This window comes from Bradyrhizobium sp. 76 (assembly GCF_023073025.1).
Lineage (GTDB): Bacteria > Pseudomonadota > Alphaproteobacteria > Rhizobiales > Xanthobacteraceae > Bradyrhizobium.
Window position 1 is genome coordinate 1 of record NZ_JADPIS010000066.1, and the last position, 14,209, is coordinate 14,209.

Annotated in this window: 9 protein-coding genes and 6 pseudogenes; 6 read left to right on the forward strand and 9 right to left on the reverse strand. The window is 58.1% G+C overall.

The genetic code is table 11. The features are described 5' to 3' along the window. The 5 genes from IVB48_RS15795 to IVB48_RS41005 all read right to left on the reverse strand — a co-directional run. On the reverse strand, positions 1–369 hold a 369-nt coding region (locus IVB48_RS15795), incomplete at its 3' end, for an ATP-binding cassette domain-containing protein (protein WP_247400725.1). 4 nt (positions 370–373) lie between these two features. Further along, a complete protein-coding gene (locus tag IVB48_RS15800; protein WP_247400727.1) occupies positions 374–1,021 on the reverse strand; it encodes an ABC transporter permease subunit in 648 nt (215 codons plus the stop codon). Then, positions 1,018–1,740 carry an amino acid ABC transporter permease gene (locus IVB48_RS15805; protein ID WP_247400729.1) on the reverse strand — a complete coding sequence of 241 codons (723 nt, stop codon included), beginning with the start codon at positions 1,738–1,740 and terminating at the stop codon, positions 1,018–1,020. Before IVB48_RS15805 ends, IVB48_RS15800 begins: the two co-directional genes overlap by 4 nt. A 12-nt stretch (positions 1,741–1,752) precedes the next feature. Continuing rightward, on the reverse strand, positions 1,753–2,139 hold the full coding sequence (locus IVB48_RS41000; RefSeq protein ID WP_346658993.1) for a transporter substrate-binding domain-containing protein: 387 nt from the start codon (positions 2,137–2,139) through the stop codon (positions 1,753–1,755). A 19-nt stretch (positions 2,140–2,158) separates the two neighbouring features. Then, positions 2,159–2,605 carry a transporter substrate-binding domain-containing protein gene (locus IVB48_RS41005; protein ID WP_253075326.1) on the reverse strand — a complete coding sequence of 149 codons (447 nt, stop codon included), beginning with the start codon at positions 2,603–2,605 and terminating at the stop codon, positions 2,159–2,161. 492 nt (positions 2,606–3,097) lie between these two features. On the opposite strand from IVB48_RS41005, the gene IVB48_RS15815 reads away from it, so the two are divergent. The 3 genes and pseudogenes from IVB48_RS15815 (at position 3,098) to IVB48_RS15825 (ending at position 6,507) form a co-directional block, all read left to right on the forward strand. Beyond that, the gene (locus tag IVB48_RS15815) at positions 3,098–4,186 is read left to right on the forward strand and encodes a saccharopine dehydrogenase family protein (RefSeq protein ID WP_247400731.1); all 1,089 of its coding nucleotides are present in this window, start codon (positions 3,098–3,100) and stop codon (positions 4,184–4,186) included. 65 nt (positions 4,187–4,251) lie between these two features. Further along, positions 4,252–5,173, forward strand: a pseudogene (locus tag IVB48_RS15820) (transposase); the annotation flags it as partial. A gap of 857 nt (positions 5,174–6,030) precedes the next feature. After that, positions 6,031–6,507, forward strand: coding sequence for an Lrp/AsnC family transcriptional regulator (locus IVB48_RS15825; RefSeq protein ID WP_247400733.1), 477 nt, complete (start codon positions 6,031–6,033; stop codon positions 6,505–6,507). 358 nt (positions 6,508–6,865) lie between these two features. On the opposite strand, the gene IVB48_RS15830 is transcribed toward IVB48_RS15825, so the two are convergent. Then, positions 6,866–7,159, reverse strand: a complete 294-nt coding sequence (locus IVB48_RS15830) for a hypothetical protein (RefSeq protein WP_247400735.1) — start codon at positions 7,157–7,159, stop codon at positions 6,866–6,868. Positions 7,160–7,194: 35 nt separating this feature from the next. On the opposite strand from IVB48_RS15830, the pseudogene IVB48_RS15835 reads away from it, so the two are divergent. After that, positions 7,195–7,402: pseudogene (locus IVB48_RS15835) on the forward strand (IS5/IS1182 family transposase); the annotation flags it as partial. 985 nt (positions 7,403–8,387) lie between these two features. On the opposite strand, the pseudogene IVB48_RS15840 reads toward IVB48_RS15835, so the two are convergent. Next, positions 8,388–9,780 (reverse strand): annotated as a pseudogene (locus IVB48_RS15840) (IS110 family transposase). 235 nt (positions 9,781–10,015) lie between these two features. After that, positions 10,016–10,273, reverse strand: a pseudogene (locus IVB48_RS15845) (transposase); the annotation flags it as partial. A gap of 80 nt (positions 10,274–10,353) precedes the next feature. Between IVB48_RS15845 and IVB48_RS15850 the strand changes: the two are divergent. Then, a pseudogene (locus tag IVB48_RS15850) lies at positions 10,354–11,067 on the forward strand (IS630 family transposase); the annotation flags it as partial. Positions 11,068–11,607: 540 nt separating this feature from the next. On the opposite strand, the pseudogene IVB48_RS15855 reads toward IVB48_RS15850, so the two are convergent. After that, positions 11,608–13,232: pseudogene (locus IVB48_RS15855) on the reverse strand (ABC transporter ATP-binding protein). A 581-nt stretch (positions 13,233–13,813) separates the two neighbouring features. Between IVB48_RS15855 and IVB48_RS15860 the strand changes: the two are divergent. Next, a partial coding sequence (locus tag IVB48_RS15860) for a transposase (RefSeq protein ID WP_247400738.1) occupies positions 13,814–14,209 on the forward strand: 396 nt, incomplete at its 3' end.

The window sequence follows — 14,209 nt, forward strand, 5'->3', positions numbered from 1 at the left end:
GACCATGCCGCATCGACGGCGGATTCGGGCCTCCTTCGCGCGCGGGAGCGGTTTGCCAGCCGCGTCGAAAAAGATGCTTTGGCCAAAAATCTTGATATCTCCGCCAGTGGGCTTCTCAAGAGTCATCGCCAGGCGCAGCACGGTCGTCTTTCCTGAACCGCTCGGGCCGATCAGCGCCACCTTTTCGCCGGGCCGCACTTGCAGGTCAAGATCGATCAGCACGCGGTGAGTGCCGAACGATTTTGAGATTTTTTCGAATTCGATGGACCACATAGCCTGTCGCGAGTTGGTAGCGGATGCATGCGCCTCCATCGTGCTGGAGGCCGTGTTGGTCGGGCGTACGAAGGGGCCGGCCTGGCCAAATTCCATGCTGCTAGACATGCTTGTCCTTGAAGCGGGAGAGGAGATAAAGGAACGGCAAGTTCATGGCGATGTAAATGACGCCAGCAACCGTGAAGGGCTCGAGGTAACGGAAGTTTTCATAACCGGCGACCTGAGCCTCGCCCAGCAGCACCGGCACGCCGAGCGCAAACAGGTAGGCGGATGTCCTGAAGAGAGCGAGCACGTAGTTAAGAAGGGCAGGAATAGCCCGCTTGATCATTAGCGGACCAAGCACACGTCGCCATGTGATATACGAACTCAAATTGAGCGCCACACACGCATCGCGCATGGCAGGAGGGATTGTGATCAGGCTGCCTCGGTACACTTCCGAGCAGAATGCGGCATAGACAATACCCAATACGCCGATTCCAATTGGCAGTGCCGGAAGCGTCACGCCGAATTCTGGTAACACATAAAAGGCGAAGTAGAGCATGACCAGGATGGGCACCCCCCGGAAGAGTTCAAGCAGAAAGCGGACGAATGCACGACCGACTCTGGTACTCGCAGTCTCCAAGATCGCAAGCAGGAGACCGGCCGTTAGCGCAATCGCCGAACTCGCAATCGTCACCAGCACAGTGTACCAAACGCCCAGCATGAGGCGCGGCAGGATCTCAAAGGTATAGTTCCAATCCCAAGTCATTGGGCAGCTCCGGCAAGCGCACGGGCATTGGGCGCGACCTGCGCCGCCACGCGCGCCGCTCGGAGCGCGCGGTTCAGGGGAAGAAAGTGCTCAAGAGCGCGAAAAGCAGCAGCACAAAGAAGGCACAGGATCCAATAAATCGCACCAAGCATGCAAAAGACAGTGACCGTGTCGAACGTTTGGCTGCGAATGTTGTTCGCAACATAGAGAACATCCTGCACGCCGACGAAGCTCACGATCGAAGTCCACTTGACCATGTCTCTCGCCAGGCTCCCGAACGCGGGCACGACCTGCGAAAGCGCCTGCGGCAATATTACCTTTCTGAGACTCTGGATTTTGTTCAGCCCAAGCGCATGACAGGCATCGCGCTGCCCCCGATGCACAGCCTCAATGCCAGCCCGCACGATTTCAGCCCCGTATACCGCTCCGTCGAGCGATAACACGAGGATCGCCGCCGCGAGGGGGCTCAATTGCGGCATGCCCGGCAGAAGCGGCAGCACGTAGAATACCCAGAACAGAAGAACCAGACCCGAGGGGCCCCGAATGAACTCGATGAAGACAACCGACGCCGCCCGAATCGCGCGCGCGCCGCTTGAGAGCCTGAGCGCGCCGAGGACGATCGCACCAAGCGCTGCAAACAGGATGGTACAGACTGATACCCACACCGTGACCCACAGGCCCTGCACGAGCGAGGGCCAGTACTCCAACACAGCTTTCACTGTAGTTGCTCCTTAATCGCAACTTGGTTCGATGTCACTTGCCTCTGTGAACTTGGCGAGCGTATCCCAATTGGAGATTCGATACTTCGCGAAGTATAACTGTTGCATGTTACCGTCCCTACGCAACAAGCTGAGCTGCTCGTTAAATGCGTCCCGAAAATGTATGTCTTCTTTGCGGAATGCCGCGGCAATCCCGTTCATCGGGGCCTCTTTGTCAACCACGCCTTCGACGCCTTTCTGCTCCGCATTAGGTATACTGAACTGACCGACTACAAGTGCATCCGCCCGACCGCTCGTTACTGTCGCGACGCCAGCCTGAATGTCAGGGACCCGCACAAGTCGCTCGCGCGCGATTCCTTGCTTCACCGCATATGCTTCCTGAGATGACCCTGTAATCACAGCGAGCTTGATTTCAACGCTAGTCTGCAATCTGCCTAAAACCCGTCAAATGTTTCGGGTTTCCTGTGACGACATACAGCGCGTCCTGCATTGCGATGATGGGCGCCGAAAATACAACTACTCTGCAGCGGGCTTCAGTGATTACAAGGCCGGCCCCGATCAAGCCGAAATGGTGGGCCAGCAGTCCGGGGATCATAGCATCCCATGGCGTAAGCACAGGCGTAATCTCGCGCACGCCCATGCCCTTGAGTGCCAGGCTCATCACTTCGACCGCATAACCGCTCGCCTCTCCGCTCGGAGACACGATCATCCAAGGAGGCACGGAGCCGAGCGCCACCTTGGCCTGACCAACTCTATGCGCCCAATTTAGAAGAGAGTCCTTCTCTTGTGCAAGGGTCGGAAGCGAATGGCCGCCGAATGTGAGTAAGAGGAGCAGCAACGGAACTTTTGATGTCAGGAAACGCATACTCTTCGTCTCCTACTCCTGCCATTAGATGAACTCTGATGAATTGTGATCGCATCAAAATTTTCGGAGGAGCTTATCCTGCTGGCTCCGTAAATTTGGGGCTTGCGGAGGGGATGTTGTCGATTGAGCGACGCCGTTTGAAGCTCATCGCACGGGCCTGATTCTGCCGGGTACGCCGCAGTTGAAGTCGAGCTATCGACAGTATTTACTATGCTAACCATGATACTGATCGTGGCTCCCCCGATTTGCTGTGGCGATTACTAGCAGCAAATTGCATGCCAGCGCACGCGGGTTGGCGATGCTCACTTTTTCGAAATCGCGACTCGTTGGCCCTCGGACCCATGTCAGCTACCCGACACGGCTCATGAAGGATCAAAATACGGTCGCGTGTTTCTTCTGTATTTATGCCAACGAACGGCGGCGCATGCGGTGGCAAGCAATTTGCTTTGCGTGTGGAGCCAGTAATTTCAAGCCGCAAGGAGGGACACAAACATGAAAAACGTCATGGTCATTGGGGCAGGAAGAATAGGGCGCGCGATTGCATTAATGCTGGCAGAAACCGGCGATTACAAAGTGACAGTCGCCGACCTTAGTGGCGAGCAGCTCGCCAAGATCAATCGCCATTCCACGATCTCCACTGTGATCCTTGACGCTGTGAACCACACAACTCTGGTGAGCGCGCTTAATGGAAAATTCGCCGTGCTTTCGGCCGCGCCCTACCATCTGACCGGACAGATCGCCGAGGCGGCACTGGAGGCAGACACGCATTATCTCGACCTGACCGAGGATGTCGCTACCACAAAGAAGCTAGAGTCTCTGGCCCAAAATGCCGAGCGCGCATTTATCCCGCAATGCGGTCTAGCGCCCGGGTTCATTTCGATTGTCGCCCAGGATTTGGCGAGCCATTTCGATGCGGTCGACAGCATCCGCATGCGCGTCGGCGCGCTACCCCGATATCCCTCCAACGCACTCAACTACAACCTGACCTGGAGCACCGACGGCCTGATCAACGAATATATCGAACCCTGCGAAGCCATCGTCGAAGGCAAACTGGTAAGTGTTCCGGCAATGGAGGAGCGGGAGGAACTTTCGCTCGATGGCGTAACCTATGAAGCTTTCAATACGTCCGGCGGTCTTGGCACACTGGCAAGGACACTGGAGGGCAAGGTGCGCACCATGAACTACCGCACCATCCGTTATCCTGGCCATCAGGCGATCATTAAGGCGTTGCTCAATGACCTGAATCTGAAGAATCGCCGGGATGTTCTGAAGGGTCTGTTGGAGAGCGCGCTACCCGCGACCATGCAGGATGTGGTCGTCATCTTCGTCACCGTCTGCGGCTGGCGGAATGGACAATATCTGCAGGAAACCTATGCAAACAAGGTCTATGCAGGAATGATTGCAGGGATAAACGCAAGTGCCATCCAGATCACCACAGCCGCAAGCGTTGTCACCATCTTCGACCTTCTGGCGCAGGAAAGGCTAACGATGAGGGGGTTTGTGCGACAGGAGGAAATCGCATTAGCAGACTTCCTCGGTAATCGGTTCGGTCAGGTCTACAAACCCAATGCGACGGGCTAACAAAGCGAATGAGGATTCTGGTGCCCCAGCTTTGTTTGAACCCGGATTACGGGTTCCCGGCTGTGGTGGAGCGACGAACGAGGAAGGCCTCGAAGTTTTCGGACGCCCAGAAGGCGTTCATCCCGAAGCAGGGCAGCGACGACGTTGCGGTGGCGGAGATCTGCCGTAGGGCCAGCATCAGCCAGCGACCTACTTCAATTGGAAGAAGAAGTATGACGGGCTACTGCCGACCGAGATGCGGCCGCTAAAGCAGCTCGAGGACGAGAACGTCAAGCTGAAGAAGCTAGCCGCCGATCTGTCGCTCGACAAGGAAATGCTGCAGGATGTGATCCGCCGAAGCTATGAAGCCTGGCCGGAAGCGCAAGCTGGTCGACGAAGTCCGCAGCGGGTGGCAGGTCTCGATCCGCCGGATCTGTGCGGCGCTCGGGTTCGACAGATCGACCTACCATTACAAATCGCGCCGCTCCGGCGAGGCTGCGCTCGAACATCGGATCAGGACGCGGCATGTCGATCGCGGGTTGGGCGGTCTGCAATTGCGCAACAAAACGGCGAAGCGCCGGGTCAAGGCCAAGCTACGCGATGATCGCCGGCCGGCGACACGACGAACGGGACGTGGGCGCTGGATTTTGTTTAGATCAGTTGGCAACGGGACGTAAGCTGCGCGTGCTCACGATCGTCGATTTTCTCGCGCTTCTCACCGCCGCTGGCGCCGCGGTTCACCTTCCGCAGCAGCGACGTCGTGGAAGTACTGGAAGGGGCCTGCAAGGAAGTGGGATTCCCGGCAACGATCCGCGTCGATCAAGGCAGCGAGTTCGCATCGCGATCTTGACGTGTAGGCCTACCAGCGCGGCGTCCAACTGGACTTCTCGCGGCCCGGCAAGCCGACCGACAATGCTTCATCGAGGCCTTCAACGGCCGCTTCCGGGCCGAATGTCTCAAGGCCCACTGGTTCCTCTCCCTGGCAGACAGGAAAAAGTGGACACTTGGCGCAGCGCACTGTCGAGTCCGCAAACGCGCCGAAGCTTCGCAGTCGAGCGCCGAACCGAAGCTATATACCTCGTTCTGCCCGGGGATCGGCGTGAATGTATGTGCCATTAGCTTCGTAGCAACGATCGATCATCAGAGTAGCGCAGCGCACTCCAGGCCGCGTGCGATTCAGAGCGCGCACGTACATTTGTACGCTTGCGAACGATCGTTCAGAATGCGCGGACGACGTCGTGGCGCTCTTGTTCGTCCGCTCTGTACCCCGTTTAAACTCTCCAATAGCGCATTTGGCAGCTATCGATTTGACAAGGCGTCTCGCGCTGCTCGGGCGGGCTGAGCAAGACCTGAGCCGAGTATGCTTGGTCGGCCGCCATAGCACATCTCAGGCTGCAAACATTCTGATTCCAGCGATAGTGAAGGGCTTGGACTTTTCGCCTGTCCGCTCGGCAATGCGACGATAAAAGGAGGCCAGCGCCCATGCATCCTTAAGCTCGTTGGCTTTGCACATCGAGACAAGACGAGGGGTTCTCGATTTCTACAAACGTCGCAAGCTGTTAGCCTCTCGTCGGAAGCAGGATGGGGAGCTTTGATGCCGCGAAGGGAATTCTCTGCCCCTCCCTTTGACTAAATCATGCCACGCGACGATTGTGGACGAGCCGGCTCTGAAGGCCAATACCAATTTGGAAGAGCTCCATACCAAAATGGAATTAAGTGCATTAAATGTCTTCTTCCAAATCTCACGCAATCAAGATACCGATCTCCCAAGCGCGTTTGGGGGACGTTTTCCCGCTTGTTAGAACGATCTCCTGCAACGCACAGACTTTTTGCGACGATACCAGAGACTGGAGGGAGGCCCTCGTATGCGATACGACCGAATAGATGCCCGCATCCTAGAGATCATCCAAAAAAATAACCGCCTAACTTCCGAGGCAATCGGCGAAATGGTGGGTCTTTCTGCCACGGCGTGTCAACGACGAGTGAAGAGGCTTCGTTCGGGAGGTATTGTAGAGGCCGACATCTCGATCGTTTCGGCGAAAGCGGTCGGAAGACCTATTCAAATGCTGGTGCTGGTGAGCCTTGAGCGGGAGCGCTCGGACATAATCGATAAGTTCAAGAAGGCCATCAAGTCGTCAAATGAGGTCGTCAGTGGATTTTACGTTACCGGCGATGCTGACTTCATCCTATACATTACCGCACGTACCATGGAAGATTATGAGCAGTTCACCCGGCGATTCTTCTATGAGAACTTAGATATTAAGAGTTTCAAGACGATGGTTGTAATGGACCGCGTAAAGGTAGGCTTTACTGTTCCGATCGAGGTCCCGTCAGAAGATTGATGCGGGTCTGGCGCATGGGTGGGGCTTGCAGTTGCAGCCCTCGACAAGGAGATGGTCTCGATCCGGTTGAACGCACCCATCACGCGCCAATGGTCCTCGATACCGCGCAGATCTACATGATCGCTCAGGCCCGGATCGCGCGACGGCGCGCTCGAACCGGGGAGATAGAGCAGTTCGAGCTGACTGTCCGGCGCCGCGAAAATCTCGATCGCTCGTGTCGTCGAGCGAAAGGGCTGCAGCTTTGTTGAGGCCGAGGGCGCAAGCGCAGAGTGGAAGCAAAGACACTCGCCGTAGTGCAACCCAGCCACTCGAGTGCAGTCAGCGACGTCGCGCCGCAAAGTGCGCGTGCTTTCCAGTCTCAGCCGCACAGAGCTGATGGCCCGCCTGACAATTCGCTGTCAGCGAGCAGGTTACGGGCGAGGCGTAGTCGCTGACGCTCACAGGCATCAACTTCGCGCAGTTTTGGGCTCGTGCTCGGGCATTGTCGTTGCACCGCCGGGCTGTCGCGCCTTCGTGCTGATTGTTTTTGCTCTATCTGTTCCACTGGAATCGCGTGTGAAGCCGCCGCGACCGCTGAACGCAGCTTGAGGCCAACCGGCTGCAGCGGCAAATTTGTTCCGACGCCGAAGAAGGAGAGCTGCCCGGCGACCATGATTCACTGGCTCCGACGAGATTTGGAGATGATGCGTGCGCGGCGGCGACAATCGAACGGGCGCGCTGTTCAGCTACGTTGACCTGGCGGCGCGGGTGCGACGTGATCTCCGCTGCGCCAGACGATCGTGAACGAACTGCTGGCTGCGTTGAAACGGAGTTTGCCGCGCTCTATTTGCCGATTGGACGGCCGTCGACCCCGCCCGAGAAGCTGCCGCGGGCGATGCTGCTGCACGCGCTTTTTGGCGCATTCGAGATGGACAACGGGAACAGCGGCTTCCTCGATCTTGTCGAGGAGGCGCATCTCATCCTCCAGGGCAAGTTCGATGGCGAAATCGCCTTTGCGGCTCTCGAGAGCCCTAGACGTGCGCTACGGCACCTGCGACGGAGCGGCGTGCGCGGAGCTCACATGGGAAGCGCACGACGAGAATGATCCGACCTATGGCCACCGATGGGCTGTGATCGGCACTGCCGCCGGGCTCTCGGCCAATGGCGAGGATTCAGCCGTCGTTTGCGAACGCGGCTGAGTTCTTCAACAGCCTGCTAACCTAAACGGTCGAGGCAGGCTCCTTTGGCCGAAATCTGACCTCAACCTTTTCGATGAGGTGCGGTTTGAGTTCAACCTTCGGAATAGACACCGGGACCTCTGATTGGGCTTCCTTTTGTCGTGTTTGGGATTGGCAACCCAGTCGTCCCGCCGCGGCACGCTCTCAAGCCCAACAACAAACATATCAAAACCGTGTTCCGTCAGTCGAAAGCGCAGGAAGCTATTGTAAGCGCCGATACGAAGCGAACTGAATGCATCATTCCTGTTCATCCTAAAAAATAGGCAGGTGATGAGCATATTCAAACCGAACAGCGTGCTCCCGATCAGAAAGCCGACCGGTACCATCTCGGTGGCGAGAAGGCCGAACCACTTCCACACCTCCCACCACTCTCCGCTCCAAGCGAAATTCTCATTGTTGAATGCGATCGCATATCGCGCGGCGCAGATGAGGACGACGACATGAGCAGCCGCATGGATGGCCTCGAGAACCAGATCTTGAACCTGGTCGAGTCCTCCTGCTTGATCGTGTACCCGATCAAGGACGCCCCGAAAACCGCAGCAATTAACGCGTAGACGTCGGGACGATCACGCAGCGAGATGAGGACGGAGAGCAGGAAGTAGATCGCGCCCATCAGGAGCGAGAAGTCCCAGTTCGTAAAAGCGAACAAGACGTTTTTCAGCGTCAGCCATTTACTTGTCGAGAACGACGGGTATGCCGCCGATTGGCGTCCTCCGGAATGGCCTGCAACACGAAGCCTAGCGATTTGGCCCTCCGCTGAAGGTTGGCGACGATGCGGCTGCGATATTGTTGCTCATATTGGTCAGCACCGGGATCCTTGTAGCTCATGCCGTGCCGGAGCGTGTTGTAGAATAAGACCGCAATCTTGCGGGCGGTCGCTGTCACCGCCTTCGACTTACCTGCCCGTGAGGACAGCCGACGATAGAATGCTCCCAGCGCTGTATCACTTCGACCGACTGTGGTGGCCGCCAACCGCAACAGCGCAGCTGCCCGAGTGGAGGATCGTCGCGCAGGCGAAGACAGCACCTTGCCGCCGGAGATCTTGTTGCCCGGTGCGAGGCAGAGCCAGGAGGCGAAGTGCTTGGCGGTCGGCCATGCCCTCAGATCTGTGCCGCACTCGCCGATAAGCTTCAAGGCGAGCGACGGACCCAATCCATGGATCTCGGTGAGATCGACGCCGAGCACACCATACAGCGCGGTCCTGACATCGAACGTGGGTGTGTTGACCTGCTTGGTCTTTACGCGTGGCCTGGATAGCTTTCTGCCCGGTTTTGTCCCTCTGTTGCCCAACGCAGCAATCAAGACTTCGAGCTTGCGATCGCAGTCCAGCATCTTCGCCTGGTAGATATCGTAGAGTTCCAGCGATTGGGTCAGGGCGAAGACATGTTCATGTCGGTTGTTGCCCACCAGTGCGGCGCGGATCGTCTCCATGGAAGAATGGCAGCGTACGTCCCGGTAGGTTGCCAACACGTCGGGATTGCGCTCGCCCGCAACAATAGCTCGGATGATCCGCATGCCGGTCGCGCCCGTGATATCCGAAACCACGTGATGGAGCTGCAGGTTCATCTCCATCAGGGCCTTCTGCATATGTTGGATATGGGCAGCGGCATATTCCACCAACCGCTCGCGCTGGCGCAGATAGGCGCGCAGGGTTGCAATCTCGGCATCAGGTCGGAAGCTGCCGCGTAACAGGCCATAGGAATGAAGCTGGCGCAACCATGCGGCATCGCTGACATCGCTTTTGCGCCCGGGCACGTTCTTTGCGTAGCGAGCGGTGACCAGAATGACCTCAAACCCGCGCTGCTCCAGGATCTCGTAAACCGGGATCCAATAGACGCCGGTGGATTCCATCCGCGACACTCGTCACGCCGCACGCCTTAAACCAGTCCGCCAGATGATGCAGGTCTTCTGTGAATGTGCCGAAGGTGCGCACTGGCGTATCAGTGCAGGGTGGGTTCACCGCAGCCATGTGCATCTTTGATCCGATGTCGATGGCGGCCGCGCCGACATTGACCGGCTTCAACTCCGGGCGGTCACCGGTCGTCATCTTGGGCATAAGCAGGTCCTCCATTTAAAAATGGGCAGGAGGGTCAGGGTTATGCCAATCGTCATCTTCCTAATCGGGATCGCCGCCGGAGCAGCGTCACCACTCCCAAGTCCGCATGCACCCATGGACCACGTTTTTTAACGGGGATTCTGCCTCCAATAAGCTGACGGCCGCTACCCTCCCAGCCAAGAAGATACCACAAGGCTGTTTTAGCCCCGCGCAGGCGCGCCACAACGCTCGACAATTTTTTTAGGATATCCCGCTCGGCCTTCAGCTTGGCGACCTCACGGCGCAGCCGCTCGACCTCCTGCTGCTCCGGCTTCATCTGCCCGTGGGCGGGCAAGGCCTGCACCGGATCGGAGCCGAACTCTTTCACCCATCTGCGCAGAACTTTCTCATGAACATCCAGGTCGCGCCCGGCCTGCGCCACCGACACTCCACGCTCCCTAACCAGCTTGACCGCCTCGATCTTAAACTCGCGACTGAACTTCCGTCTCTTCATCGCCCACTTCCGGCTTCATGAAACACCTCATCTCGGTGTCCATCAAACCGGCAGCAGCTCACCTTTCAAGGAGAGCACTTGTGGCGAATGCAGGTTTGGGAGGAGGCCGGCCAATCGCGCCGTTGGCACTGAGTGGGGAGGAGCGGTCCTGCTGGAACGAAAATTCGCCATCATCGTGTTTGCCCGCTCGCATCTGAGCGGTGCCGCGCGATCTGCGGTGTGCGGATGACTACAAAGCAAGTCCGTGGCTGCCGAACTCCGCCTTCATGAATAGATCGTTGGGGAAGGGTGCCGGCGATTTTCGAGGATCGCTGTAACGGCCCGCTTGACCAAGCCCCCCTGGCCGCCCTCGCGCCTCAACGACGGATGCCGCGGCGATAGAGCGAAGATTGCCGACGATGCCAGCCCACGCGACGCACTGGTCGATCCGCTCGATGGCTCCGGAACTACCTCTTTTCCATGCACGCGATCCGCCGAATGTGCGCGGCGTTCGGCTTGCAGCCGCACCGTAGCCACACTTTCGCTGTCGAGGGATCCGCTGTTGTCGATAACGTACGCAAATCATCGGTCTTTACCTACGCCAGCCGAACCGAACGCTGTCCTCAGCGCCGATGAGAAAAGCCACGATCAGGTGCTCGATCGCGAGCAGCCGGTCTTTCTTATGATGCCCAGTATACCGGAGCGTCGTACGCTATGGGCGGCATGGTACGACCTCGCCGTTTGCGGCGCTCGATGTGGTCTCAGGGTTCATCATTGGCAAGTGCTACAAGCGCCACCGGGCAGTTGAGTTCTTACCAAACGGGCGGCCAGACTGTGTTCGCCGCAGGAGGAAGAATACGACGAACGAGATCAGCACATAGCGCGTCACCGGCTTGCCCAATCGACTGAGGTCGATTCCACTGCGGCATTCTGGGATGAGAACGTCACAGCGGCACAATGCCTTGTGTGCCGAAGTACGCACTCGAAATCAACGTGCGCCTCCTTTGCACTGTAGCCACTTCTCTACATTGATTGATGCAATGCATCGTATATTGACGGTGAGATTCGGCGCAGAACGGGTATTTTGAAGGATCTCACCCGTGCCGGCCGTCGAATTCAGCCGCGCAAGGAGCAACTCGCCCAAGCGCCAGCCCCCGGCGCTTAATGGCCGTCGTTTGATGACTCGCGGAAGTTGAGAGCACCTACTCGCCAGCTAGCGATGTGCATTTCTGTCAACGTTACCCATCTGTTCAACTTCAGCCGGGTCGCGGCTTCCTGGCCGGGCCTCTTCGTTTGACGTAACCTTCAATTTCCCCTTGCGGCTCAACGACCGAAGGTCCTGCCGTCCTTACTAGCTAGCCTGCTTGGCTCTCGAGCAGCCGCCGATAGATTCCGCCGGGCCGCTTAGTCAGTGCAGCATGGGTGCCCTGCTCGGCGACGATGCCGCCATCAAACACGAGAATGCGGTCGAGGAAGCGCACTGTCGACAACCGGTGCGCGATCACAATCGAGGTGCGGCCCTTCATAAGCCGCTCCATCGCTTCTTGGATGAGGGCCTCCGATTCCGGGTCGAGGCTTGAGGTCGCCTCGTCCAGAATAAGGACCGGCGCATCTGCTTGAAACGTGTGCGCCAGCGCCACGCGTTGCCGCTCACCGCCTGAGAGCTTGACGCGCCGCTCACCGACCAGCGTACCATATCCCCCTACGCAGGCGCAGGATGAACTCGTGCGCATTGGCAAGCCGCGCCGCCCGCTCTATCGCCGCCATATCGGCCCCGGGCCGAGACGTCGTAAAGCCGCTGAACGAGCTTGACGAAGGTCGTTTTGCCGCGAGCCCGAGCGACCGACAAGAGCAACTCGCTCGCCGGCGCTTATGTCGAGCTTTATCATAGAGAGGCCCCCCCGTTGCCGCCATACTGGAAAGTGACGTTGTCGAATACGATCTCACCGCCATCAATGGCGAGCGGCCTTGCGTCCGGCACATCGGCAATCCCGATCGGCTCCTTATGTATTGCGACTACCTCTTCCATGTCGTCGACTGAGCGCTGGAGCCGACCTCGCGCAGATACGCGTGAATAACGTAGTAGCTGGTCAGCACATAGATGACGTCCCCCGGCGAGGCGAGCCCCGCCATCTACAGCAGCACCGCGCCACCGATCACTGACGCCCGCAGGCACAAAAAGAAGCGAGTGCTGATACATGACAGCGCAATTGTAGCGCAGCCACGTTCGCCGCAGCCGCATGCGCCCGCGGTCGATGATTCGGGCGAGCCGAGCATCCTCCCCCGCTTCCGCGCCGAAAGATTTCACCACCGCATTGCAAGTTAGAGCATCGGCTAGCGTGCCGCCGATCTTGGTGTCCCACGCGTTCGAGACACGTGCGGCAGGCCCGATATAGCGGACCGAGAATATCAACGTCATTGCGGCAAACAATGCCGACCCGATCGCGATTACGCCACCAAGCACAGACCAATGTAGCCCGAGCAGGATCATCGAACCAATCAGTACCGTCAAGGATGGCAACAGGGACATCAGGATGGTATTGTTGAGTAGGTCAAGGGCCCACATGCCGCGCGTGATCTTCCGCATGCTCGAACCGGCGAAAGAGTTGGCGTGCCAATCGGTCGAGAGCCGCTGGATGCGCATGAACATCTCACGGGCCACGTGCGACATCGTCTGAAGCGTAAACGGAACGATTGCCCGCAGACCTATGAAGCGCAGAATCACCGAAACCAGGCCGAGCACGACGATGCCGCCGAAGGCCGCCAGCGCGGAATGTCGCGCCGCCTCCTTGTAAGGGCCCGAGGTAAATGCGTCGACGAGATGGCCAGAGTAGACTGGCATGAACAGGTCGGCCGCCGTTGCGCCGAGGAATCCAACCAGCACAACGGCGGCGCGGTAGGGCTGAAGCAGCCAGTGGCGGAAAACGAACGGAAGCACAGCGCGGATTGCGACAGGACGTTTGTCGGCTAGATCGGCCATGCCGCACCCCGGTCCCACTCAGGATGCATATAGGCTCCATCTGAATTGAATCCCGCGTCACAAAGGCGCGAAGGAGCATCGGCGTTCGGTCTGCATTCCCCCTTAATGCGAAGCACTCGACGTCGCCAATCTAAGCCGCTCGGACGTGACTCCATCGCGTTCCGCCGACGCTTGGCGATCTTATGTAAGCGAAAATGCCTCTCCTCATCCAGCATTCGAAGCCCTGCTAATTCGCTCATTACAGCATCCTTCTCGATGAAGTCCTATTCTTCGAAAGTCACAGTCGGGCAAGGCAAGCCTCGCAACGTTTCTGTCGAGTTTGCATCATGAGACTTCCGTTCAGGTGAGCGATTGGCGAGCAAAAGATGATCCATCTTGATAATCCAGCAAAAGATAACGATCGCGTTTCATGACTACACGGCGGTAAGAGAGCGCGCCCATCAGGTGCAGCGTGGCCAGATTTATGCTGGATCTCGAAGGCGGGAAGGCGCTATGCAGTGCCAGTGGCGGTCATCTCAATCAATTGCCAAGGCTAGCATTACAGTTGCTTTGTTTGCAGACTTCTGAATCCATGGGCAACCATGATTCGAATGTCGTGGACGCGGGCCGCGTCGGTTGAGGAGACGCTTGCGTTGTGGGCGGCGTCGCTTCGAGAGATCAAGCAGCGGATACGTCCGTTGTTCACGCAAGAGCGTGTTGCGACGAATGCAGGCTTGTTCCTGGAAGGTCTGCTCGGAGATGAGCAGCGCAAGACCGGCTGGATGCGCGCGGAGGCGGCTGGCGATCCTGGCCCATGGCGTCAGCAGGCGATCCTGGGTCGCGGGGATTGGGACGCTGATGCCCTGCGCGATATCGTGCGCGACTATGTCATCGAGCATTTGGCGGATGACGATGCGGTGCTGGTGATCGACGAGACCGGCTTTCTCAAGCAGGGTAAGGCCTCGTGCGGAGTGGCGCGGCAATACACTGGTTCGGCA